Here is a 23,373-nt window from a genome sequence, read left to right on the forward strand (position 1 = left end):
TCAACGGGATCCCGGCTCTGGTCCGGGACAGGCATGAGGACACGCTTTGATGCTGGATGCAGCAAACACCGCCGCCGACACTGCAGATGTGCAGGCCGAGACCTTGCTGGAGGTCAACAATATCGAGGTGATCTACAATCACGTGATCCTCGTCCTTAAGGGCGTGAGCCTGAATGTGCCCAAGGGCGGCATAACTGCGCTGCTGGGCGGCAACGGGGCCGGTAAGACCACGACGCTGAAGGCTGTGTCGAACCTGCTGCACTCGGAACGCGGCGAGGTCACCAAGGGATCGATCAAATACCGCGGCGAGCATGTGCATGAGCAGGACCCGGCGGAGCTGGTCAAGAAGGGCGTCATCCAGGTGATGGAAGGCCGCCACTGCTTTGAGCACCTGACAGTGGAAGAGAACCTGCTGACCGGCGCCTATACACGCTCGGATGGCGGCGCGAATATCCAGAAAGACCTGGAGATGGTCTACAGCTATTTCCCGCGCCTGAAGGAGCGCCGCAAGTCGCAGGCGGGCTATACCTCGGGCGGCGAGCAGCAGATGGTGGCAATGGGCCGCGCGCTGATGTCGCGGCCGGAGACGATCCTGCTGGACGAGCCGTCGATGGGCCTGGCGCCGCAGCTGGTGGAGCAGATTTTCGAGATCGTGAAGTCGATCAATGAAAACGAGGGTGTGACCTTCCTGCTGGCTGAGCAGAACACCAACGTTGCCCTGCGGTATGCCCACTATGGCTACATTCTGGAATCTGGCCGGGTAGTGATGGACGGGCCTGCGGCAGAGCTGCGGGAAAACCCGGATGTGAAGGAATTCTACCTCGGCATGTCGGATGAAGGGCGCAAGAGCTTCCGCGACGTGCGGTCCTACCGCCGCCGCAAGAGGTGGCTGAGCTGATGCGGGGAGATGACGTGATGAGCTTTTTTGACACGCTTGAAACCCGCAGCGCAGAGGAGCGCGCCGCAGACCTGGCCCAGGCGCTGCCGGAGCAGATCGCCCGCGCCAAGGGCGCGGCGGGCTACGCCGGGCTGCTGGACGGGGTGGACCCGGCGGCGGTGACCTCGGCCGAGGCATTGGCCAAGCTGCCGGTGCTGCGCAAATCGGAGTTGAGCCGGGCGCAGGCGGAGAACCCGCCCTTTGGCGGCTTTACCGTGAAGCCCGCGCATGGCTTTGCCCATATCTTCCAGAGCCCCGGCCCGATTTACGAGCCTGGCGGGGTGGATGGCGACTGGTGGCGGATGGGGCGGTTCCTGAACGCTGCCGGGATCGGCCAGGGAGATGTGGTGCAGAACTGTTTCGGCTACCATCTGACGCCTGCCGGGATGATCTTTGAAAACGGCGCGCGGGCGGTTGGCGCCGCGGTGCTGCCTGCCGGCACCGGCCAGACCGAGCTGCAGGTGACCGCTGCGCGCGACGTGGGCGCCACCGCCTATGCCGGCACGCCGGATTATCTGAAGGTGATCCTGGACAAGGCCGACGCGATGGGTGTGGAGCTGGCGTTCTCCAAGGCGGCGGTGGGCGGCGGCGCGCTGTTCCCGTCCCTGCGCCAGGAATATGCCGACCGCGGGATCTCCTGCCTGCAGTGCTATGCCACTGCGGATCTGGGCAACATCGCCTATGAAAGCCCGGCGATGGAGGGGATGATCGTTGACGAGCATGTGATCGTCGAAATCGTCACCCCCGGCACCGGCAATCCGGTGGCACCGGGCGAGGTGGGCGAGGTCGTGGTGACCACGCTGAACCCCGATTACCCGCTGATCCGTTTCGCCACCGGCGATCTGTCGGCGGTGATGCCGGGTGTCTCGCCCTGCGGCCGCACCAACATGCGGATCAAGGGCTGGATGGGCCGCGCCGATCAGACCACCAAGATCAAGGGCATGTTCGTGCGCCCCGAGCAGGTGGCGGCGCTGGTCGACAAGCATGACGAGATCGTCAAGGCCCGGGTGATCGCCAGCCGCGATGGCGAGATGGACGCGATGACCGTGCAGATCGAAGCTGCGGGCGGCGACGAGGCGGCCTATGCACGGTCGGTGATCGAGGTGCTGAAGCTCAAGGGCAAGGTCGAGGTGGTCGCGCCGGGCGTGCTGCCGAAGGACGGGCTGGTGATCGAGGATCAGCGTACTTACGACTGAGGTCGGCTGACCTGATGAGACCAACGGGCGCCGGAAGCAGGCGCCCGTTTGCTGTTCTGGCGGTGGCTTGGCCCGGGCTGCGCTTTCCGGCTGGAATTTCTGACTGGAATGGTCGAAATAGGGCGGTGTAAACCTTCAGCCGGACTCTGACTGCTGCAAATGACTGCTGCCAATGATCCCATAGAATACGCCCCGCACGGGCGCCGCCGCGGCGGCAAGGGCGGCGGCGGGCTGTTTGCCGTGATGGCCTGGGTGGTGGCGCTGTCCTGCCTGCTGCCAATGGTGGCGGTGGCGCTGGCCGCGGCGTTTGGGGGAACGGAGACGATCCGCCATCTGGCTGAAACCGTGCTTCCGGGCTATACGCTGACGACGCTGGCGCTGGTGGCGTTGGTCGGGCTTGGCACCTTTGCCATCGGCACCGGGGCTGCCTGGCTTGTGACAATGACGCGGTTCCCCGGGGCGCGCTTCCTTGAGGTTGCGCTGGTTCTGCCGCTGGCCTTTCCGGCCTATGTTCTGGCCTATGCCTATACCCATATCCTGGACCACCCCGGCATTGTGCAGACCACCCTGCGCGAGGTGACGGGCTGGGGCCCGCGGGATTACTGGTTCCCCGAAATCCGCTCCACCGGCGGGGCGGCGGCGATGCTGGTGCTGGTGCTGTACCCCTATGTCTATCTGCTGGCGCGGGCGGCCTTCATGCAGCAGAGCGCCGGTGCTTTTCTGGCGGCACGCGCCTTGGGCAAGAATTCCTGGCAGGCATTCTGGATGGTCAGCCTGCCGATGGCGCGCCCGGCGATAGCCTCGGGCGTCTTGCTGGCGGTGATGGAGACGATCGCGGATTTCGGCACGGTGTCCTATTTCGGGGTGCAGACCTTTGCGACCGGCATCTACACCAGCTGGTTCTCGCTGGGCGACCGGGGCGGGGCGGCGCAACTGGCGCTGTGCCTTCTGGGTTTTGCCCTGACGCTGGCGGTGGTGGAACGCTCCACCCGCGGGCGGGCGAAGTACCACCATGCCGGCAAGCACCACACCCAGATGCCGCCGGCGGAGCTGGGCGGCGTCAAGGCGGCGGTGGCCGTGTTCTTCTGCGCGGTGCCGGTTGTGCTGGGCTTCCTGCTACCGGTGGCGGTGCTGTTCCTGATGAGCTTCGACTCCGAGCAGAACCTTTTCAGCCGCCGCTATATCGGGTTCACTAGCAATTCGATCATCCTGGCCACAGCGGCGGCGGTGCTGACGGTGGCGGCCGCAGTCTGCCTCGGCTTTTACCAGCGCTTGCGTCCCGGGCGGCTGTCCTCTGCGGCGGCCTATTTCGCCCGGCTGGGTTATGCGGTGCCCGGCGGGGTGATCGCGGTGGGGCTGATCGTGCCCTTCGCGGCGTTCGACAATGCGCTGGATGCCTGGATGCGGGAGACCTTCGGCATCCGGACCGGGCTGTTGGTGACCGGCTCGATCTGGCTGCTGGTCGCCGCCTATGGCGTGCGCTTCATGGCGGCGGCGCTGGGGGCTTATGAGGGCGGACAGGCGACCATGCATTCCAACATGGATGCGGCAGCGCGCTCCTTGGGGCAGGGGCCGTTGGGAATGCTGCGCCGGGTGCATTTGCCGATCCTGACGCCCAGTCTGCTGACGGCGCTGCTGATCGTCTTTGTCGATGTGATGAAGGAACTGCCTGCCACCCTGATCATGCGGCCCTTCAATTTCGACACGCTGGCGGTGCAGGCGCACCGGCTGGCGGCGGATGAGCGGCTGGAGGGCGCTGCGGTGCCCTCGCTGGTGATCATGGCGGTGGGGCTGCTGCCGGTGATCCTGATCTGCCGCCAGGTGGGACGGCGGCGCTAGGCGCAAGAATTTTGGAAAATTCTTGCCAAGAAAACTTGAATTTTCTTGGACCCGGGTGCGGCTTATGCCGCCCACCAGGCCTCGATCTCGTCGCGGGAAATCCGGTCTGCCGGGCCCAGGCCCACCAGAACGGTTTCCTCCGCCTCGCAGCGTTTGGCCTCGACATGGCGGCCCACCAAATGCAGCTCATAGGCGCCGCCGGTGGTCAGCACGAACCCCTTCATCCGGTAAAGCCCGGCGGGCCGGTCTGCCAGCTTGTCCCCTAGCGCGCGGCGGTCCAGCGCGGTGCTGCTGCGGTGCTGCCAGGTGGTGTAGGCGGGATGCGCCGCCACCGCGCGGCCCTTGGGCAGCGGCACCACGTCAAACAGCAGTTCCGCCACGGGAGAGCCGTTCAGAACCGTCGGCGTGCGGGCGCCGGCCGATTTCAGGGTTTCTCCGAGCGCATCGGAAAGCGCATCGCATTTGGTCGCGATCACCAGATCTGCGGCGCGGATCTGCTGCTCAGCCTGCGGCGCAACCAGCGGGTCGCTCAGCAGCGTTTCCGCATTTCCCGCATCCACCAGTGTGACGATGCCGCCGTAGCTGAGGCCGTTTTCGTTGAGAACGGAATTGGCAATGGCAACCGGATCGGAAATGCCGCTGGCTTCGATCACCACATGGTCCGGGTGTTCGGGCCGGTGCAGGACCTCCTGCAGCGCCGTGGCCAGGTCGTCGCCCATCGTGCAGCAGACGCAGCCATTGGTGAGGGCGATCTTGCCGCCATCGGTGTCCTGGATCAGCGCATCGTCGATATTGACCGCGCCGAAGTCATTCACGATCACGGCCAGTTTCAGCCCGTGATCCTCGGCCAGCAAGCGGTTGATCAGGGTGGTTTTGCCCGCGCCCAGATACCCGCTGATAATCGTTACTGGCAACCGGTTCATAAGCGCTGGTCCCCCAGAGCGCGGCGTGCTCCCGACTGCATGTTTCCCCCCGAGAATAATGATGCGCGAACGTATAGGGATCTCGCGCAATCGGGTCTAGGAAAAGCTGGCGGTGCTTTAAACTTTCGGTGCTTGACGGGCTGGGGCAAGCACAGAAGCAAAAAAGCGCGGCCGGGGCCGCGCTTTTCCTGGTCTTTGCGGGCTGGGGTTACTTCCAGCCGGCGTCGTTGAAGATCTTCTGTGCCTCGGGCAGGTTCTTGGCGACCTCCGACAGGTTCACGTCATCCGGTTTGAAATGGCCAAGCGCGGCAATCGACGGGGCCAGGCCAACGCCTGGAACCGCCGGGTATTCGTCATTGCCGGCCGAGAAATAGGCTTGGGCAGAATCGCTGGCGAGGTACTCCAGGAACTTGACGGCGTTGTCCTTGTTCGGCGCGTGCAAGGCAACACCGCCGCCGGACAGGTTCATATGCGCGCCTTCGGTGTTCTGCGAGGGGAACAGCCAGCCGATCTGGTCGCGGTGTTCCGACACGCCCTTGACGTCCTTGCGGATAGACCGGGCGAAGTAATAGCTGTTGGCCACCGAGATATCGCACTCGCCGGAGACCAGGCCGCGAATCTGGTCGGTGTCGCCGCCCTGCGGGTCGCGCGCCATGTTGGCGACCACGCCTTCGGCCCAGCTGCGGGCTGCGTCAGTGCCGTGATGGGTCACGATCGAGGCCAGCAGGGTCTGGTTGTAGGTGTTCTTGGAGGAGCGGATGCAGACCTTGCCCTTATAGGCGGGGTCGGCCAGGTCCAGGTAGGTCAGCGGCGGATTGGCGACCTCGTCCTTGTCGTAGAAGATAATGCGCGAGCGCTGGCTGAAGCCGAACCACTGGTTGTCCTCGTCTTGCAAATAGGCGGGCACGCGGGATTCCAGCACATCACTGTCAATGCTTTGCAGCACGCCTGCGTCCTTGGCCCGGGTCAGGCGGGAGGTGTCGACGGTGATCAGAATGTCGGCGGGGGAGTTCTCGCCTTCGGCCTTCATCCGGGCAATCAGCTCATCGGCGTTGCCTTCGATCCGGTTGATGGTGATGCCGGTGGCCTTTTCGAAGTCCGAATAGAGCTGCTCGTCGGTGTCATAATGGCGCGAGGAGTAGATGTTCAGCTCGCCTTCGGCAGCAGCGGTGGTGGCAATGGCTGCGGTCAGCGCGACGGCCAGTACGGTTGTGGCTTTCAGCATTGGATGTCCCGTTCTTGGTTAGATCAGATTTCCGACTGAAAGAGTCGATTAAAGCATCTGGCGGCAGATGCAATAAATTTCCGACTGAAACAGTCAGAAAGTCGCAGCCTGCTGTTGGCTGGCCAGACTGGGCAGGCGCCTCCCGCCCGTCGTTGGATCTTTGGAAAGGCCCGCTCCCTTTGGGCATGGCAGGTCTCATCCGGGCGCAGCCCGGAGAAACCGCGGTCGCGGGAGTGCCGCCTTGACCTGGTTCAAAATCAAAACAGCCCAAAACGCAAAAAAACCGCATCGGATGATGCGGTTTTCTGCATGTCGCTGTAGCGGATCTTAGCCCTGGCGCGCTTTGAACTTGCGCTGGGTCTTGTTGATCACGTACACGCGGCCTTTGCGGCGCACAACCCGGCAGTCGCGGTGCCGGTTCTTCAGCGAACGGAGCGAGTTCTTGACCTTCATGGTCTCTCTCCTTGTCTGCGGCGCGAACCAGCGCCTAGGTTAGCGGGTGCCTTGGCCGTGGCCAGGGCAGTGAATGGGATGGTGGGCGATACAAGGATCGAACTTGTGACCCCTTCGATGTCAACGAAGTGCTCTACCGCTGAGCTAATCGCCCACTCTGGCCTGCGCTGCGTCCTGCCCCTCAGAAGTGAAAGGGGCGCGGGGTGCCGCGCCGGTGAGGGGGTCTATAAATAGAGTCGCGCAGAGGTGCAAGAGCTTTTGACCGCAGAAATTTCCGCGATATGCTGTTTCTTGCACAAGAAGCACCGGAGCAAGGATGCCTGATACAGCGTTTTCCGTGATTTCCCCGCAGAAACTGGCCTCTGCGGTGGTTTTTGCCTCTCCTCACAGCGGTACCGATTACAGCGATTCCTTTCTGGAGCAGTCGATTCTGGGGCGGAAAACCATCCGCAGTTCGGAGGACGCCTTTGTCGACCTGCTGTTTCAGGCGGCTCCGGAGTTCGGTGCGCCGCTGCTGACCGCGGTCAAGCCGCGGGCCTATCTGGACCTGAACCGCTCGCCCGATGAGCTGGACCCGGCGGTGATCGACGGGGTGCAGCGGCGCGGTCAGAACCCGCGGGTGGCCTCGGGCCTGGGGGTCATTCCCCGGGTGGTGGCCAATGGCCGGGCGATTTATCGCGGCAAGCTGCCGATGTCTGAGGCCGAGGAGCGGATCCGGTGTTACTGGCATCCCTATCACCAGGCACTGAAGGGGCTGCTGGAGCAGGCGCACAAATGTTTCGGGCAGGCGATTCTGGTGGATTGCCACTCGATGCCGCACGAGGCGATCGACACCATGGCACCGCAGAGCGGCCGCAAGCCGGAAGTGGTTCTGGGCGACAGGTTCGGCGCTGCGGCGGACAGCTGCGTGGTGGACCGGATCGAGGCGGCCTTTGCCGCGGCGGGACTGAAGGTGGCCCGCAACACGCCGTTTGCCGGGGCCTATATCGCCCAGACCTATGGCCGCCCGTCGCGGCGCCAGCATGCGGTCCAGATCGAGATCGACCGGGCGCTTTACATGGATGAGGCCAGCATCCGCCCGAACGCGAATTTCGAACCGTTGCAGAAACTGCTGCGCCGGGTGATTGCCGAGATTGCGGAGATCGGACAGGGTGAGATGCCGCTGGCTGCGGAATAGACTGCTGCCGCATATTCAGCGCAGGGCGCGGCCTTTCAGAATAGCGCTGTCCCCGAATCTTTTGCGAATAGCGTCGGTGGCGCGTTCGGCCTCTGCCCGCTTGCCGGCATTCGGGTCCAGCAGGTCACCGCTATCGTCCGCCTGTGATTCGGGCACAAGGTCTGAAATCCCGCAGCCTAAGAGCCGGTAGGGGCCCTCATCTCCCACCTGATCCAGCAGACTGCGGGCGGTGCGGTAGATTCGGTCAGCGATCTGGGTGGGGCTGCGCAATGTGACCCGCCGGGTCAGCGCCGAATGATTGGCGCGTTTCAGCTTGAGCGTCACGACCCGGCCTGCCAGCTCCCGCGCCTTGGCCCGGTCCGAAACCTTTTCAGCCAGCCGCCACAGGTGGCCGTCGAGCACCTCCAGGCTGGCGGTATCCTCAAAGAATGTGGTTTCATTGGAGATCGACTTGATAGGCGCATGGGCCGAGACCCGCCGCCGGTCCTGGCCGCGGGCCAGATGCCACAGCCGGTCGCCCATCGAGCCGAAACGGCTGTGCAGAGCCTCGCGGTCCCAGCGCAAGAGGTCGGAGAAGGTGCGGATGCCTGCCTTGTCAAGGCTGGCCTGGGCGGCGGGGCCGATGCCCCAGATCAGCCGCACCGGTTTTTCGCGCAGGAAGTCATCGGTCTCGGCCTTGCCGATCACCGAGAACCCGCGCGGCTTGTCGAGGTCGGAGGCGACCTTGGCCAGGAACTTGTTGTGGCTGAGGCCGATGGAGCCGGTGACGCCGAGTTCATCCTTCATCCGCTTGACCAGCCGCGCCAGCATCACTGCGGGCGGGGCGCCATGCAGTTTTTCGGTGCCGGTCAGATCCATGAAGGCCTCGTCCAGCGACAGCGGTTCCACATCCGGAGTCAGCTCATTCATCATTTTGCGGATTTCGCGGCTGACCTCGACGTAGACGTTCATCCGCGGCTTGATCACCACCGCGTCCGGACAAAGTTTCAGCGCCTGGAACATTGGCATGGCGGAGCGCACCCCGCGGATTCGGGCGACATAACAGGCGGTGGAGACCACGCCGCGCTTGCCGCCGCCGATGATCACCGGCTTGGTTGCGAGTTCCGGATTGTCGCGTTTTTCGACGCTGGCATAGAAGGCGTCGCAGTCCATATGGGCGATGGTCAGGGAGAACAGCTCCTCATGCGACTTGATCCTCGGGCTGCCGCAATGGGGGCAGCGCCGGGCAGGTGCGATCTGGCTCAGGCAGTCTCGGCAAAGGGCGTGCATGGGCGGCGGCGGACTGTGTTGTTGGAGCGGCAAGTTTAACGTGCGGCGGAGGGCTTGTCTTTAGCGCGGCTGGCGGGCAAGGGACAGATCATGGCATCAGCAGGCAATGAATTTTCCGGCGCGAAGGTAGCGGTGTTTCTGGGGCAGGAATTGCTGGTCATCCTGCGGGATGACACACCGGATATTCCCTATCCCGGCCACTGGGACCTGCCGGGCGGCGGCCGCGAGGGGTACGAAAGCCCCGAGGCCTGCGCGCTGCGGGAGATCCGGGAGGAAGTAGGGCTGGTGCTGCAGCCGGAGGCGCTGGTCTGGCCGCAGTCCTATCTGCGCCCGCACGGGCGGGTCTGGTTCTTTGCCGCGCATCTGCCCGCCTCCTCCGCCGGGCTGATCCGGTTCGGCAATGAAGGGCAGGGCTGGGCGCTGATGGCGCCTGAGGCTTATTGCGTGCATCCTTTGGCGGTGCCGCATTTTGCTGGTCAGCTGCGGCTGTATCTGGAGGCAAGGGCCGGGTAGCAGAGGCTGAAAAGAAAGATCCCCCGCTGGAATGCGGGGGGAAGGTGACGGACCTCAGGAAGAAAAGCCCGTCTGGGGAGTGTCTCAAGCTCAGAATCGCCCACCCGCTGGTGTTTCGCAAAGAATGCAGCCTAGGCAGGGTGGCAGGGTGAGACCGGGTGTGCTTTTTCGGGCACAGGACGATTTGGCGCAGAATTTCGCGGCGCGGCGTGTTTCACCAGCAAAAAGAGAGGGTTGACGTAGCGTCACCCAATAACTTGTGCGCCGCGGAACAGGAAATGATGTATCCGCGGCACTTTTTTATTTCCGCCTAATTTTTGAGCAGGCAGCGTTTGCGCCGGGTGGAGAGCGCGCAAATCCGCCGCGAGTGGCTGCCTGTGCGGCGGCGGGGCCTTTACGCGTTTGCGCCGGCCAGCTCTGCCAGGATGGCCTCAGCCGCAGCCCGCGGGCTGTCCGCTTTCCAGATCGGGCGGCCCACGACGATGTGGTCGGCCCCGTCTGCAATGGCGCTGGCCGGGGTGGCGACGCGCTTCTGGTCACCCAAGTCCGCACCGGCGGGGCGCACGCCCGGGGTGACGATCAACTTGCCGTCCGCCTCGGGCAGGGCGCGGATCAGCGCAGCCTCCTGCGGGCTGGCGATCACCCCGTCGGCGCCAGCGGCAAAAGCGTTGCCTGCGCGCTCCAGCACCAGGTCCTGCACCGCGCCCTCCTTGATCAGCGCCCCGTCCAGGTCCTGCCGGTCGAGCGAGGTGAGGATGGTGACGGCGAGGATCTTGAGGTCCTTGCCTGCCGCGCCTTCCTTGGCGGCACGCACCACGTAAGGGTCGCCGTGCACAGTGAGGAAGTCGAGATCGAACTGCGCCAGGCCGCGCACCGCGTTTTCCACGGTGGCGCCGATGTCGAACAGTTTCATGTCGAGGAAGATGCGCTTGCCGTGCTCCTGCTTGAGCTCATTGGCGAGCGCCAAGCCGCCGCCGGTGAGCATGCCGAGCCCGATCTTGTAGAAGGAGACCGTATCGCCCAGCTGTTCGGCGAGCTTCAGGCCCGCCAGCGCGTTGGGGACATCCATGGCAACAATCAGGCGGTCGTCGGCGCACGGGGCTTGGGTCATGGCAGGGTCCTTTTGTGGCAGGTTCGGCGTGAAACTGGCGTTTCATACGCAAGGGGCTGCGGTTGGGCAAGGCGCAGCAGGGCGCTCCCGCATCTGAAGAGGCCCCTGGCGGGGCCTGTTGCAGATTTTGGGCCCGGCGCCGCGCTCGCGCGCGGCGCGGTTGCGCCCGGGGCGGCGGGCAGGGCGCAAAGTTGACGCAGGTCAGGGATTTCCTCACCTTTTGCGGGCATGATGATCTTGAAGCGGCGGCGACGCTTCCCACATCTTATGCCGAGGCCCGGACCGGGGCGTGCCGCGAAGCGGGCGCTGCCAGCAACGCGGGCGCTTGAAAAAGGAGAGCAAGATGGACTTGAACAAGTTCACGGAGCGTGCACGGGGGTTCGTGCAGGCGGCGCAGACCATTGCGATGCGCGAGGGGCACCAGCGGCTGGTGCCGGAGCATATTCTGAAAGCTTTGATGGACGACGATCAGGGGCTGGCAAGCAACCTGATCTCCCGCGCGGGCGGCGCACCGGCGCGCGTGGCGGAGGCCGTTGATGCGGCCGTTGCCAAGCAGCCCAAGGTGAGCGGCGATGCGGCACAGATCTATCTGGACGGGCAGACCGCCAAGGTGCTGGATGAGGCCGCCAAGATCGCCGAGAAGGCAGGCGACAGCTTTGTGCCAGTGGAGCGCCTCTTGATGGCGCTGTGCATGGTGAAGTCGAAGGCCAAGGAGGCGCTGGAGGCGGGCGAGGTTTCCGCTCAGAAGCTCAACGAGGCGATCAACGACATCCGCAAGGGGCGCACTGCCGACTCGGCCACGGCCGAGGAAGGCTATGACGCCCTGAAGAAATACGCCCGCGATCTGACCGAGGCGGCGCGCGAGGGCAAGATCGACCCAATCATCGGCCGCGACGAGGAAATCCGCCGCTCGATGCAGGTGCTGTCGCGCCGGACCAAGAACAACCCGGTGCTGATCGGTGAGCCGGGCGTGGGTAAGACCGCGATTGCCGAGGGTATGGCGCTGCGCATCATCAATGGCGATGTGCCGGAATCCCTGCGCGACAAGAAACTGCTGTCGCTGGACATGGGCGCGCTGATTGCCGGTGCGAAATACCGAGGCGAGTTCGAGGAGCGCCTGAAGGCGGTGCTGACCGAAGTGACCGAGGCTGCGGGTGAGATCATTCTGTTCATCGACGAGATGCACACCCTGGTGGGCGCGGGCAAATCCGATGGCGCCATGGATGCGGCGAACCTGATCAAGCCGGCGTTGGCGCGCGGTGAACTGCACTGTGTGGGTGCCACAACCTTGGACGAATACCGCAAGTACGTGGAGAAGGACGCGGCCCTGGCCCGCCGGTTCCAGCCGGTGATGGTGACAGAGCCTACGGTGGAGGACACCGTCTCGATCCTGCGCGGCATCAAGGAGAAGTATGAGCTGCACCACGGCGTGCGCATTGCCGATGCGGCGCTGGTGGCGGCGGCGACGCTGTCGAATCGCTATATTACCGACCGCTTCCTGCCGGACAAGGCGATCGACCTGGTGGATGAGGCGGCCTCCCGCCTGCGGATGCAGGTGGATTCGAAACCGGAGGAGCTGGACGCGCTGGACCGGCAGATCCTGCAGATGCAGATCGAGGAAGAGGCGCTGAAGCTGGAGGATGATGCTGCCTCCAAGGACCGGCTGGAAAAGCTGCAAAAGGAACTGGCTGAGCTGCAGGAGCAGTCCGCCGAGATGACCGCGCAGTGGCAGTCGGAGCGGGACAAGCTGGCCTCGGCCCGCGACCTGAAGGAGCAGCTTGACCGCGCCCGTGCGGAGCTCGACATCGCCAAGCGGGAGGGCAACCTGGCCAAGGCCGGTGAGCTGTCCTATGGCGTTATTCCGGGGCTGGAAAAGCAGCTGGCGGATGCTGAACAGAAGGAAGAGCAGGGGCTGATGGTTGAGGAGGCCGTGCGCCCCGAGCAGATCGCCGCTGTTGTCGAGCGCTGGACCGGCATTCCGACCTCCAAGATGCTGGAGGGCGAGCGCGAGAAGCTGTTGCGCATGGAAGATGAGCTGCACCGCCGGGTGATCGGCCAGAACGCCGCCGTCACCGCTGTTGCCAATTCGGTGCGCCGGGCGCGTGCGGGTCTGAATGACGAGAACCGGCCGCTGGGGTCGTTCCTGTTCCTGGGCCCGACCGGTGTGGGTAAAACGGAGCTGACCAAGGCGGTTGCCGGCTTCCTGTTCGACGATGAGCACGCGATGGTGCGCATCGACATGTCGGAGTACATGGAGAAGCACTCGGTCGCCCGGCTGATCGGCGCGCCTCCGGGCTATGTCGGGTATGACGAGGGCGGGGCGCTGACTGAGGCCGTGCGCCGGCGTCCCTATCAGGTGGTGCTGTTCGACGAGGTCGAGAAGGCGCATCCGGATGTGTTCAACGTGCTGCTGCAGGTGCTGGACGACGGTATGCTGACCGATGGCCAGGGCCGCACCGTCGATTTCAAGCAGACGCTGATAGTGCTGACATCGAACCTCGGCGCGCAGGCGCTGAGCCAGCTGCCGGACGGTGCCGATGCATCGGAGGCCAAGCGCGACGTGATGGATGCGGTGCGGGCCCACTTCCGGCCCGAGTTCCTGAACCGTCTGGATGAGACCATCATCTTCGACCGCCTGAACCGCGGGGATATGGACGGGATCGTGGAGATCCAGCTGGCCCGGCTGCTCAAGCGGCTGGCAGGGCGCAAGATCACGCTGGAGCTGGACGAGGCGGCCAAGACCTGGCTGGCGGACGAGGGCTATGACCCGGTGTTCGGCGCCCGGCCGCTGAAGCGGGTGATCCAGCGCGCGCTGCAAAATCCGCTGGCCGAGGCCTTGCTGGGCGGCGAGATCAAGGATGGCGATACTGTCCCGGTCACGGCCGGCAGCGAGGGGCTGATCATTGGTGAGCGGCTGGGCACCAGCGGCAGGCCGCGCCCCGATGATGCAGTGGTGCATTAAGCCGTGCATGGAACGGCCGCGCATTAAGCGCAGGATGTGAACCGGAAAGGCCCGCCCGTTGTGGCGGGTCTTTTCACGTCTTCCCGGCCGCGCGTTTTGCGGCGATGGCGAAAAGCGTTAGACTGGCAGCTATCCCTAGCACAGGCGCCGGTTCCATGATCCGCATCAGGCGCAGAACGGCCTTTGCCGCATTTCTCCTCGTGCTGCTGTGCGGCGCGCTGGCGGCCTATGTTCTGGACGGGCAGGCGCGCCCGGTGGATGACATGGTTGCCTGGCTGCGCAGTACAGGGGCCTGGGCGCCGCTAGCGGTGATTGTTTTGATGGTGGTGCATTCATTCGTGCCGTTCCCGGCGGAAATTCTGGCGCTGTGTGCGGGGGCGGTCTTTGGCACGCTGCTGGGGGCGGCGCTGATCTGGACAGGTGCGATGCTTGGGGCGCTGGTGGCCTTTTGGCTGGCGCGCCGGCTGGGTCAGGAGACGGTGCGGGCCTGGATGAACGAGGCGCAGGCGCGGCAGCTGGATGTCTGGACCGATGAGCGGGGGGCGCTGGCGCTTCTGGCCGCGCGCCTGATCCCGGTGATCGCCTTTAACCTGATCAACTATGCCGCTGGGCTGACCCGGGTTCGGCTTTGGACCTTTGTGTGGACCACGGCGCTGGGCATCCTGCCGGCGACGCTTCTGTGCACCTGGTTTGGGGCGCGGATGCTGGGTATGGACTGGCCGGTGCTGGCCGCGGTTTCAGCCGTGTTGCTGATTGTCCTGTTGGCCATGCACAGGCTGGCGCGGCCCAGGATCTGATGCCGGACCGGGCGTTGCGGAAGAGCGCGGATTAACTGGCCGCCGCTGCTTCCTTGGCCATCCGGCGTTCCTGCTTCCGGCGCAGGACCTCCAGGCGCGGCTCCCAGTCATAACGGGGGTCCGCGGTGGTCTGCGACCAGTAGAGCTTGCCGCCGTAGCGCCAGGGGTCGAGCACGATCCCCTCGTAAATGCCGTCGCCCTTGGCGGCGATCACCGCGGTAGAGTGGTCGATGCGGAAATCGCTTTTCGGCTCGGCGATGGCGCGCAGCATCGAAAGCGTCCTGAAGTTCTCCTGATTGAGACGGGCCTGCATGTCCTCGGCGTAATGCACGCAAACGCCGCGCTCCTTGACGCCGCTGTTTACCAGCGTGTTGTGGATGATCGGTGAGGTGGTGACATTATACTGCTCGGCCAGCTGGGCGGAGTAGCTGTAGGCGATCTCCGCCGCGCGGCGCGCCTCGCCCGGGTCTACCTCAGGGTCCATCGACTGCAGAGCGAGGGAAAGCTCTTCTACATTGTTTTTGGACGCGGAGGGAGCGGAGGCACAGCCTGCCAGCGTGGCGGCGGCCAGTGTCATTAGGGAAACAAGGAGGGATTTCATTAAGGTCTGCCCGTGCCGGAAAATCTGTTTCCGGCCAGCATAATGAAATCCGGCAGACTATGCAGCGGGGAATATTCCCGGCCAGCGGCTTATTCCTCGATCGCTTCCTGGACGATGCCGTCCAGCAGATCCTGGATGACCTGCATCTCCCCCTCAGGGAAAGAGCGGAAGCCGATGCTGACCTCGTTCGTGTCCGGCAGCTGCGCCACGAAGATGTTATAAGGGCAGAACGAGATATTCATTGGATCCGCCTCCATCACTTCGCGCGACAGCTGGGCGGAGCAGAAGGAAAACACCTGCGCGCTCTGAAACAGCACAACGTCAGAGCCGACATCGGCGCGGGTTCGCTCCAGCATATCGCCCACATGGCTGACGTGATCAATCACCAGCCCGCGGTTGGTGATGGCGCTTTCGAGCCCAAAGACCACATCGTCATAGGTCAGCGATGTCGTGTAAAGCGCGGCATCCTGCGCTGCGGCGGTCTGGGCGGTGAGGGCGAAGGCGGCTGCGGCGATGTGTTTTTTCACGGGTCGTCTCCCTGTTCGGCCATTGGGCTGGGGTGCCTGCCCGGGGCGGCTTGGTAAAACATATTTTGATGTTTGCATGGGACGGGCCGTTCTTCCACCCGGAAAATTGCCGCGGCGTCTTTTTCCTGCGCCCCGCTTTCACACCCGGTGAAGGAATTGAGGTTACGTTACAACCCTCTCGCGCAGTCGTGACCGGATATGTTTTGGGTTTTGCGCACGGCGCCTTTACCTCTGATGTGACGCGTTAAACAGGAGACCTTGATGGCCCGCCGCTGGACCAATGATCTGACCTATTCAGACGTAACCCCGGAAGCTGCGTTCTGGAACCGCCGCCGGATCATGGCAGGGCTGGCGGGCACCGGCCTGGCGGCGGCCTTGGGCACGCAGGCCCGGGCGGAAGCAGAACAGCTGGAAGCGGAGCTGGAGCCCAACACTTGGGAAGAGGTGACCAGTTATTGCAACTTCTATGAGTTCGGCACCGGTAAGGGGGACCCCTCTAGATATGCGGAGCGGATGACCACCGAGCCCTGGAGTGTGACTATCGACGGGCTGGTGGACAAGCCGGGCGATTATTCGTTTGAGCAGATCCTGGGGGAGATGACGCTGGAGGAGCGCATCTACCGGTTCCGCTGTGTCGAGGCCTGGTCGATGGTGGTGCCCTGGCAGGGGTTTGAGCTGGCCGACCTGCTGAACCTGGCTGGCGTGCAGGAGGGCGCGAAATACGTTGCCTTCGAGACCCTCTACCGCCCGTCTGAGATGCCGGGCACCGTCTATAAGGTACTGGACTGGCCCTACCGCGAGGGGCTGCGCCTGGATGAGGCGATGCATCCGCTGTCGATCATGGCGACCGGTATCTTCGGCAAGCCGCTGCCCAATCAAAATGGCGCGCCGCTGCGGCTGGTGGTGCCGTGGAAATACGGCTTTAAGTCGATCAAGTCGGTGGTGCGGATCACTCTGACCGAGGAGGAGCCGCCGGCCAGCTGGAACATGGCCAACCCGCGCGAATACGGTTTCTATAGTAATGTGAACCCGAATGTCTCGCATCCGCGCTGGAGTCAGGCCAGCGAGCGCCGCATCGGCGGCGGACTATTCGCGCGCCGCCAGCCGACGCTGATGTTCAATGGGTACGAAGCCGAGGTCGCCGCCCTGTATGACGACTTGGACCTGGGTAAGTACTTTTGAGGGGGCCGCGGATGGATATGGCAAATCAGCTTCTCCGGCGCCTGCCCGTCTGGACAGTCTATCTGCTTGGTGCCCTGCCGGCGCCCTGGCTGTTCTATCTTGGCTTGACGGGCGGCCTCGGCGTAGAGCCGATCAAGGCGCTGGAGCATGAATATGGCGAACTGGCCTTGCAGCTTCTGATCCTGACGCTGGCCATCTCCCCGCTGCGCCGCCTGCTGGGCCTCAACCTTATGAAGTTCCGAAGGGCAATCGGGCTGCTGTGCTTCTTTTACGTCCTGTGCCATCTGCTGGTCTGGCTTGTGCTGGATGTCCAGATCCTGAGTCAGATCCTCACCGATATTGCCAAGCGTCCTTATATCACCATAGGCATGGGCGCCTTTTTCCTGATGCTGCCGCTGGCGCTGACATCCAACAATTTTTCGGTCCGCAAACTTGGCCGCGCCTGGTCCCGGCTGCACCGGCTGACCTATGCCGCTGCTGTGCTGGGCGCAGTGCACTTTGTGATGGTGGCAAAGGGCTTCCAGATCGAGCCGCTGATTTATCTGGGTCTGGTGCTGTTCCTGCTGGCGCTGCGCATCGCTGACTTCCGCTGGCTGAGACAGGCATCGGGGGCGCTGGTTTCGGGCAGGACCTAGAGCCGGAGCTATCGGAATGCGTCTGAAGGGCGGCCCTTTGGCCGTCCTTATTTCTTTTGTGGCTCTGCCGCCTTTGTCCTTTGGCCAGATTCCCCCGGGGTATTTTTGGCAATAGGAAAAGGGGCGGATTCTCGATTCCGGGCGGTTGAGTCTGTGGATAAGGCCGGTGAGTCCGGGGGTAAGCTGCCTGGGGCGCGGATTTGCGGTGTTTCGGGCGGTTTGCGGTGCGGGGAGGAGGGGTGAGACAGGTCAGGGGTGCTGACTTTGTTTTATCGTAAGTCATTGATTTTGTTGTTACTGTCAATTTTCTGAGCGGATTTTGGTGATTTTCTGAATTTTGGGGTTGCGGGTTCTGGGGGCTATCCGTAAAAGCCCCCTCACCGGCGGCGCTGAGGCGCTTCGGAGACACACCGGACGGGACGCTGAGCCAGACAGGGCGATGCAGGATCGGATGGGAAACACACTGGAGAGACGGTGGGACGCGCTGGAGAGACGGCGGCATCTGAGGGATTTGCGAGACGGGCGCGCCGGGAGATTGGCGCATCGGTCTGGTTTTTGGACTTTGGGTGTTTGCTCTTTGACATTGATGGATGACTGAAGAGATATGCGGGCGGTCGCGGTTCATTTCGATGGATCAGACCGATGCATATCGCGCTCTTAGGGTTTTTGCCCGATGATGGAGTGTCAGCTTCACTGTCTTGTACGGTACTTTGGTTTCTTTTGAAGCTGAAGCACATACAGACAGAGACTATTGCCGATCCTAGCCGGATCGGCAGTGATGTGCAGAGGTTCGAACGTCAAGGATAAGCTGGCAACAGCTTTTCAACTTGAGAGTTTGATCCTGGCTCAGAACGAACGCTGGCGGCAGGCCTAACACATGCAAGTCGAGCGCGCCCTTCGGGGTGAGCGGCGGACGGGTTAGTAACGCGTGGGAACGTGCCCTTCTCTAAGGAATAGCCACTGGAAACGGTGAGTAATACCTTATACGCCCTTCGGGGGAAAGATTTATCGGAGAAGGATCGGCCCGCGTTAGATTAGATAGTTGGTGGGGTAACGGCCTACCAAGTCTACGATCTATAGCTGGTTTTAGAGGATGATCAGCAACACTGGGACTGAGACACGGCCCAGACTCCTACGGGAGGCAGCAGTGGGGAATCTTGGACAATGGGGGCAACCCTGATCCAGCCATGCCGCGTGAGTGATGAAGGCCTTAGGGTCGTAAAGCTCTTTCGCCTGTGATGATAATGACAGTAGCAGGTAAAGAAACCCCGGCTAACTCCGTGCCAGCAGCCGCGGTAATACGGAGGGGGTTAGCGTTGTTCGGAATTACTGGGCGTAAAGCGCGCGTAGGCGGACCAGAAAGTTGGGGGTGAAATCCCGGGGCTCAACCCCGGAACTGCCTCCAAAACTCCTGGTCTTGAGTTCGAGAGAGGTGAGTGGAATTCCGAGTGTAGAGGTGAAATTCGTAGATATTCGGAGGAACACCAGTGGCGAAGGCGGCTCACTGGCTCGATACTGACGCTGAGGTGCGAAAGTGTGGGGAGCAAACAGGATTAGATACCCTGGTAGTCCACACCGTAAACGATGAATGCCAGACGTCGGCTAGCATGCTAGTCGGTGTCACACCTAACGGATTAAGCATTCCGCCTGGGGAGTACGGCCGCAAGGTTAAAACTCAAAGGAATTGACGGGGGCCCGCACAAGCGGTGGAGCATGTGGTTTAATTCGAAGCAACGCGCAGAACCTTACCAACCCTTGACATCCCAGGACCGGCCCAGAGATGGGTCTTCCACTTCGGTGGCCTGGTGACAGGTGCTGCATGGCTGTCGTCAGCTCGTGTCGTGAGATGTTCGGTTAAGTCCGGCAACGAGCGCAACCCACATCCTTAGTTGCCAGCAGTTCGGCTGGGCACTCTAAGGAAACTGCCCGTGATAAGCGGGAGGAAGGTGTGGATGACGTCAAGTCCTCATGGCCCTTACGGGTTGGGCTACACACGTGCTACAATGGCAGTGACAATGGGTTAATCCCAAAAAACTGTCTCAGTTCGGATTGTCGTCTGCAACTCGGCGGCATGAAGTCGGAATCGCTAGTAATCGCGTAACAGCATGACGCGGTGAATACGTTCCCGGGCCTTGTACACACCGCCCGTCACACCATGGGAGTTGGGTTTACCCGAAGGCCGTGCGCCAACCTTTTGGAGGCAGCGGACCACGGTGAGCTCAGCGACTGGGGTGAAGTCGTAACAAGGTAGCCGTAGGGGAACCTGCGGCTGGATCACCTCCTTTCTAAGGATGATGCTAGTCAGATAAGCTTGCTTATCTCGTGCATCACTTAGCAACGGACAGCAAACAAAGCTGTCCAACATCAGGACCGGACCGTCCTCATATCTCTTCAGAAAACATCGGATCCTGCCCCGGCAGGGTACAAAGCAAGGGGCCTTAGCTCAGCTGGGAGAGCGCCTGATTTGCATTCAGGAGGTCAGGAGTTCGATCCTCCTAGGCTCCACCACTCATGCAAACGGCCCGAACGGATACGGGTCGGTAGCTCAGGTGGTTAGAGCGCACGCCTGATAAGCGTGAGGTCGGAGGTTCAAGTCCTCCTCGACCCACCATCCCCCAAGGAAGCAAGCCTGGGGATGGCCGTATCGATTAGATCGCTAAGCACTGTTTGAGTGTTTAGCCGTCCAATCGGACGACAAATTGACATCGTTAAGAGAGATACAATCAACAATACTGCTGGCCGCCCGCGTGAGGGATTGGCCTCAGTCAGGTGCCGATCTTCTTCGGAAGTGAGGCGAGCCTTGGAATACGTCAGCTTTCCTCAGACGTCCCAGGGTATGCCCGGCTGAAACGGCAGTGTTGTCCAAGTCAAGTACACTAACCCGCGCGGTCGCAAGACTGCGCAACAAGTTCCTGGTCACCGACATGACCGGGAGCGGGATAGTTTGCTTTTTGGTCCGGAATAAGGATGCGGTTTCTTACCAGCTTCCGCATCGTGGCAGATACACTGTCTTTTTCTGGATCAAATCAAGCGCGAGAAGGGCGTTTGGTGGATGCCTTGGCAGTAAGAGGCGATGAAAGACGTGATACCCTGCGATAAGCTTGGGGGAGCCGGGAATAGGCTTTGATCCCAAGATCTCTGAATGGGGGAACCCACCTGACAGATCGTTATTGTTACCTTCGGTAATCAATAATGGTTTGAACCAGGTACTTAAGGACTGAATACATAGGTCTTTAAGAGCAAACCCGGGGAACTGAAACATCTAAGTACCCGGAGGAAAGGACATCAATAGAGACTCCGTTAGTAGCGGCGAGCGAACGCGGACCAGCCGAGCCTGATAAGTGACCAGAATGCGTTGGGAAACGCAGCCAGAGCGGGTGACAGCCCCGTATGGGAAGCTTTGAGGGACGTATTAAGTAGGGCGGGACACGTGAAATCCTGTTCGAAGACCGGAGGACCACCTCCGAAGGCTAAGTACTCCTTACTGACCGATAGCGAACCAGTACCGTGAGGGAAAGGTGAAAAGCACCCCGGCGAGGGGAGTGAAACAGTACCTGAAACCGAACGCCTACAATCAGTTGGAGGCCCCTTGAGGGCTGACAGCGTACCTTTTGTATAATGGGTCATCGACTTGGTCTCACGAGCAAGCTTAAGCCGCTAGGCGGAGGCGCAGCGAAAGCGAGTCTTAATAGGGCGCATGAGTTCGTGGGATCAGACCCGAAACCGAGTGATCTAGGCATGGCCAGGTTGAAGGTGCGGTAACACGCACTGGAGGACCGAACCCACATCCGTTGAAAAGGATCGGGATGAGCTGTGCCTAGGGGTGAAAGGCCAATCAAACTCGGAGATAGCTGGTTCTCTGCGAAATCTATTTAGGTAGAGCGTCATCCGAATACCCCGGGGGGTAGAGCACTGGATGGGTAATGGGGCCCCACAGGCTTACTGATCCTAACCAAACTCCGAATACCCGGGAGTACTGGATGGCAGACACACGGCGGATGCTAACGTCCGTCGTGGAGAGGGAAACAACCCTGACCTCCGGCTAAGGCCCCCAATTCATGGCTAAGTGGGAAAGCAGGTGAGACGTCCAAAACAACCAGGAGGTTGGCTTAGAAGCAGCCATCCTTTAAAGATAGCGTAACAGCTCACTGGTCTAATCAAGATGTCTTGCGGCGAAGATGTAACGGGGCTCAAGCCATGAGCCGAAGCCGAGGATGCACATAGTGCATGGTAGCAGAGCGTAGTGTGACATAGTCTCATTCCTCCTTAGTATCTTCGGATACATTGGAGGAGAGAGGCTTTCGATGAAGCCGGGGCGTGAGCCATCCGGTGGAGAGATCACTAGCGAGAATGATGACATGAGTAGCGACAAAGAGTGTGAGAGACACTCTCGCCGAAAGTCCAAGGGTTCCTGCTTAAAGCTAATCTGAGCAGGGTAAGCCGGCCCCTAAGCCGAGGCCGAAAGGCGTAGGCGATGGGAATCAGGTTAATATTCCTGAGCCAGGAGGATGTGACGGATCATGAAGGTTGTTCGCCCTTATCGGATTGGGCGGGCCGCTGATTGGTCCCTGGAAATAGCCCTCCATCAGACCGTACCCTAAACCGACACAGGTGGACTGGTAGAGCATACCAAGGCGCTTGAGAGAACGATGTTGAAGGAACTCGGCAAAATACCTCCGTAAGTTCGCGAGAAGGAGGCCCGGGTTCAAGGCAACTTGGATCCGGGGGCACAAACCAGGGGGTGGCGACTGTTTATTAAAAACACAGGGCTCTGCGAAGCCGCAAGGCGACGTATAGGGTCTGACGCCTGCCCGGTGCCTGAAGGTTAAAAGGAGGGGTGAGAGCTCCGAATTGAAGCCCAGGTAAACGGCGGCCGTAACTATAACGGTCCTAAGGTAGCGAAATTCCTTGTCGGGTAAGTTCCGACCTGCACGAATGGCGTAACGACTTCCCCGCTGTCTCCAACATCGACTCAGCGAAATTGAATTGCCTGTCAAGATGCAGGCTTCCCGCGGTTAGACGGAAAGACCCCGTGCACCTTTACTACAGCTTCGCACTGGCATCAGGATTGTGATGTGCAGGATAGGTGGTAGGCATCGAAGCCGGGACGCAAGTCCCGGTGGAGCCTCCCTTGAGATACCACCCTTCGCACTCTTGATGTCTAACCGCGGTCCGTTATCCGGATCCGGGACCCTGCGTGGCGGGTAGTTTGACTGGGGCGGTCGCCTCCTAAAGAGTAACGGAGGCGCGCGAAGGTTGGCTCAGAGCGGTCGGAAATCGCTCGTTGAGTGCAATGGCAGAAGCCAGCCTGACTGCAAGACTGACAAGTCGAGCAGAGACGAAAGTCGGCCATAGTGATCCGGTGGTCCCGCGTGGAAGGGCCATCGCTCAACGGATAAAAGGTACGCCGGGGATAACAGGCTGATACTGCCCAAGAGTCCATATCGACGGCAGTGTTTGGCACCTCGATGTCGGCTCATCTCATCCTGGGGCTGGAGCAGGTCCCAAGGGTACGGCTGTTCGCCGTTTAAAGAGGTACGTGAGCTGGGTTTAGAACGTCGTGAGACAGTTCGGTCCCTATCTGCCGTGGGTGCAGGATACTTGAGAGGAGTTGCCCCTAGTACGAGAGGACCGGGGTGAACGATCCACTGGTGGACCAGTTGTAATGCCAATTGCAGTGCTGGGTAGCTATGATCGGACAGGATAACCGCTGAAGGCATCTAAGCGGGAAGCCCCCCTCAAAACAAGGTATCCCTGAGGGCCGTGGAAGACCACCACGCCGATAGGCCGGAGGTGTAAGCGCAGCAATGCGTTCAGCTGACCGGTACTAATCGCCCGATAGGCTTGATTTGATCCAGTAACAGACAGTGTTACAAAACCAAACAAGCAAACCATCCCAAGAACTTGGACTGTTGATTGTATTGCCTTCCGCTCGTGGAAACGTCTCGTGACGTAACTGGGGTGCGGCCTCTCGCGTATTTGCTCCGCAAACACGCTGACGGCCGCCAACCAAAAAAATCCACTCG

The 23,373-nt window shown here is 61.7% G+C and carries 16 protein-coding genes, 3 tRNA genes and 2 rRNA genes; 13 read left to right on the forward strand and 8 right to left on the reverse strand.

Annotation, left to right across the window (positions count from 1 at the left end; genetic code table 11):
• The first annotated feature begins 49 nt into the window (after positions 1-49).
• From AC5STI_RS14955 to AC5STI_RS14965, 3 genes are all read left to right on the forward strand, one after another.
• Complete coding sequence (locus AC5STI_RS14955) at positions 50-898, forward strand: ABC transporter ATP-binding protein (RefSeq protein WP_475049052.1); 849 nt, start codon at positions 50-52, stop codon at positions 896-898.
• A gap of 17 nt (positions 899-915) precedes the next feature.
• On the forward strand, positions 916-2,133 hold the full coding sequence (locus AC5STI_RS14960; RefSeq protein WP_495447225.1) for a phenylacetate--CoA ligase family protein: 1,218 nt from the start codon (positions 916-918) through the stop codon (positions 2,131-2,133).
• A gap of 159 nt (positions 2,134-2,292) precedes the next feature.
• Entirely contained in the window at positions 2,293-3,972 is a 1,680-nt protein-coding gene (locus tag AC5STI_RS14965) for an ABC transporter permease (RefSeq protein ID WP_495447226.1), read from the forward strand.
• Between the two features lie 62 nt (positions 3,973-4,034).
• Here AC5STI_RS14965 and AC5STI_RS14970 read toward each other — a convergent pair whose 3' ends face one another.
• From AC5STI_RS14970 to AC5STI_RS14985, 4 genes are all read right to left on the reverse strand, one after another.
• Positions 4,035-4,895, reverse strand: coding sequence for a CobW family GTP-binding protein (locus AC5STI_RS14970; RefSeq protein WP_495447227.1), 861 nt, complete (start codon positions 4,893-4,895; stop codon positions 4,035-4,037).
• Between the two features lie 208 nt (positions 4,896-5,103).
• Positions 5,104-6,120, reverse strand: a complete 1,017-nt coding sequence (locus AC5STI_RS14975; protein WP_495447228.1) for a Fe(3+) ABC transporter substrate-binding protein — start codon at positions 6,118-6,120, stop codon at positions 5,104-5,106.
• A gap of 327 nt (positions 6,121-6,447) precedes the next feature.
• Positions 6,448-6,573, reverse strand: a complete 126-nt coding sequence (ykgO, locus tag AC5STI_RS14980) for a type B 50S ribosomal protein L36 (protein WP_005648635.1) — start codon at positions 6,571-6,573, stop codon at positions 6,448-6,450.
• Positions 6,574-6,652: 79 nt separating this feature from the next.
• A tRNA-Val gene (locus AC5STI_RS14985) sits at positions 6,653-6,727 on the reverse strand.
• 162 nt (positions 6,728-6,889) lie between these two features.
• Here AC5STI_RS14985 and AC5STI_RS14990 point away from each other — a divergent pair.
• Positions 6,890-7,750, forward strand: a complete 861-nt coding sequence (locus AC5STI_RS14990) for an N-formylglutamate amidohydrolase (protein WP_495447229.1) — start codon at positions 6,890-6,892, stop codon at positions 7,748-7,750.
• Positions 7,751-7,765: 15 nt separating this feature from the next.
• On the opposite strand, the gene AC5STI_RS14995 is transcribed toward AC5STI_RS14990, so the two are convergent.
• Complete coding sequence (locus AC5STI_RS14995; RefSeq protein WP_495447230.1) at positions 7,766-9,019, reverse strand: DNA polymerase IV; 1,254 nt, start codon at positions 9,017-9,019, stop codon at positions 7,766-7,768.
• 90 nt (positions 9,020-9,109) lie between these two features.
• On the opposite strand from AC5STI_RS14995, the gene AC5STI_RS15000 reads away from it, so the two are divergent.
• Complete coding sequence (locus AC5STI_RS15000; protein WP_495447231.1) at positions 9,110-9,532, forward strand: NUDIX hydrolase; 423 nt, start codon at positions 9,110-9,112, stop codon at positions 9,530-9,532.
• A gap of 394 nt (positions 9,533-9,926) precedes the next feature.
• On the opposite strand, the gene pyrF is transcribed toward AC5STI_RS15000, so the two are convergent.
• Complete coding sequence (pyrF, locus tag AC5STI_RS15005) at positions 9,927-10,643, reverse strand: orotidine-5'-phosphate decarboxylase (RefSeq protein ID WP_495447232.1); 717 nt, start codon at positions 10,641-10,643, stop codon at positions 9,927-9,929.
• Positions 10,644-10,986: 343 nt separating this feature from the next.
• Between pyrF and clpB the strand changes: the two genes are divergently transcribed.
• Positions 10,987-13,605, forward strand: a complete 2,619-nt coding sequence (gene clpB / locus AC5STI_RS15010) for an ATP-dependent chaperone ClpB (protein ID WP_495447233.1) — start codon at positions 10,987-10,989, stop codon at positions 13,603-13,605.
• 155 nt (positions 13,606-13,760) lie between these two features.
• Positions 13,761-14,402: a TVP38/TMEM64 family protein gene (locus AC5STI_RS15015; RefSeq protein ID WP_495447234.1), complete on the forward strand. Its 642-nt coding sequence runs from the start codon at positions 13,761-13,763 to the stop codon at positions 14,400-14,402.
• A 31-nt stretch (positions 14,403-14,433) separates the two neighbouring features.
• On the opposite strand, the gene AC5STI_RS15020 is transcribed toward AC5STI_RS15015, so the two are convergent.
• Positions 14,434-15,003, reverse strand: a complete 570-nt coding sequence (locus tag AC5STI_RS15020) for a hypothetical protein (protein ID WP_495447235.1) — start codon at positions 15,001-15,003, stop codon at positions 14,434-14,436.
• Positions 15,004-15,092: 89 nt separating this feature from the next.
• The gene (locus AC5STI_RS15025) at positions 15,093-15,530 is read right to left on the reverse strand and encodes a DUF302 domain-containing protein (protein ID WP_495447236.1); all 438 of its coding nucleotides are present in this window, start codon (positions 15,528-15,530) and stop codon (positions 15,093-15,095) included.
• Positions 15,531-15,791: 261 nt separating this feature from the next.
• On the opposite strand from AC5STI_RS15025, the gene msrP reads away from it, so the two are divergent.
• The 6 genes from msrP to AC5STI_RS15055 all read left to right on the forward strand — a co-directional run bounded on the left by msrP (position 15,792) and on the right by AC5STI_RS15055 (position 23,199).
• Positions 15,792-16,712, forward strand: coding sequence for a protein-methionine-sulfoxide reductase catalytic subunit MsrP (gene msrP, locus AC5STI_RS15030; protein ID WP_495447237.1), 921 nt, complete (start codon positions 15,792-15,794; stop codon positions 16,710-16,712).
• Positions 16,713-16,723: 11 nt separating this feature from the next.
• Positions 16,724-17,347: a protein-methionine-sulfoxide reductase heme-binding subunit MsrQ gene (msrQ, locus tag AC5STI_RS15035; RefSeq protein ID WP_495447238.1), complete on the forward strand. Its 624-nt coding sequence runs from the start codon at positions 16,724-16,726 to the stop codon at positions 17,345-17,347.
• An 823-nt stretch (positions 17,348-18,170) separates the two neighbouring features.
• Positions 18,171-19,632: ribosomal RNA gene (locus AC5STI_RS15040) — 16S ribosomal RNA — on the forward strand.
• A gap of 147 nt (positions 19,633-19,779) precedes the next feature.
• Positions 19,780-19,855 (forward strand) — tRNA-Ala (locus tag AC5STI_RS15045).
• Positions 19,856-19,881: 26 nt separating this feature from the next.
• A tRNA-Ile gene (locus AC5STI_RS15050) sits at positions 19,882-19,958 on the forward strand.
• A gap of 413 nt (positions 19,959-20,371) precedes the next feature.
• Positions 20,372-23,199: ribosomal RNA gene (locus tag AC5STI_RS15055) — 23S ribosomal RNA — on the forward strand.
• Together the 16S and 23S rRNA genes with 2 tRNA genes alongside form the textbook arrangement of a ribosomal RNA operon.
• Positions 23,200-23,373 lie beyond the last annotated feature (174 nt).

The organism is Leisingera sp. CC-HEC096 (assembly GCF_059429235.1).

Bases quoted from the DNA above. Each gene is read 5' to 3' on its own strand.
- ykgO (WP_005648635.1), bottom strand. From the start codon at position 6,573: ATGAAGGTCAAGAACTCGCTCCGTTCGCTGAAGAACCGGCACCGCGAC.
- clpB (WP_495447233.1), top strand. From the start codon at position 10,987: ATGGACTTGAACAAGTTCACGGAGCGTGCACGGGGGTTCGTGCAGGCG.
- AC5STI_RS14960 (WP_495447225.1), top strand. From the start codon at position 916: ATGAGCTTTTTTGACACGCTTGAAACCCGCAGCGCAGAGGAGCGCGCC.
- AC5STI_RS15020 (WP_495447235.1), bottom strand. From the start codon at position 15,003: ATGAAATCCCTCCTTGTTTCCCTAATGACACTGGCCGCCGCCACGCTG.
- AC5STI_RS14955 (WP_475049052.1), top strand. From the start codon at position 50: ATGCTGGATGCAGCAAACACCGCCGCCGACACTGCAGATGTGCAGGCC.
- AC5STI_RS14990 (WP_495447229.1), top strand. From the start codon at position 6,890: ATGCCTGATACAGCGTTTTCCGTGATTTCCCCGCAGAAACTGGCCTCT.
- AC5STI_RS15000 (WP_495447231.1), top strand. From the start codon at position 9,110: ATGGCATCAGCAGGCAATGAATTTTCCGGCGCGAAGGTAGCGGTGTTT.
- pyrF (WP_495447232.1), bottom strand. From the start codon at position 10,643: ATGACCCAAGCCCCGTGCGCCGACGACCGCCTGATTGTTGCCATGGAT.
- AC5STI_RS14965 (WP_495447226.1), top strand. From the start codon at position 2,293: ATGACTGCTGCCAATGATCCCATAGAATACGCCCCGCACGGGCGCCGC.
- AC5STI_RS14970 (WP_495447227.1), bottom strand. From the start codon at position 4,895: ATGAACCGGTTGCCAGTAACGATTATCAGCGGGTATCTGGGCGCGGGC.
- AC5STI_RS14995 (WP_495447230.1), bottom strand. From the start codon at position 9,019: ATGCACGCCCTTTGCCGAGACTGCCTGAGCCAGATCGCACCTGCCCGG.
- AC5STI_RS15015 (WP_495447234.1), top strand. From the start codon at position 13,761: ATGATCCGCATCAGGCGCAGAACGGCCTTTGCCGCATTTCTCCTCGTG.
- AC5STI_RS14975 (WP_495447228.1), bottom strand. From the start codon at position 6,120: ATGCTGAAAGCCACAACCGTACTGGCCGTCGCGCTGACCGCAGCCATT.
- msrP (WP_495447237.1), top strand. From the start codon at position 15,792: ATGGCCCGCCGCTGGACCAATGATCTGACCTATTCAGACGTAACCCCG.
- msrQ (WP_495447238.1), top strand. From the start codon at position 16,724: ATGGATATGGCAAATCAGCTTCTCCGGCGCCTGCCCGTCTGGACAGTC.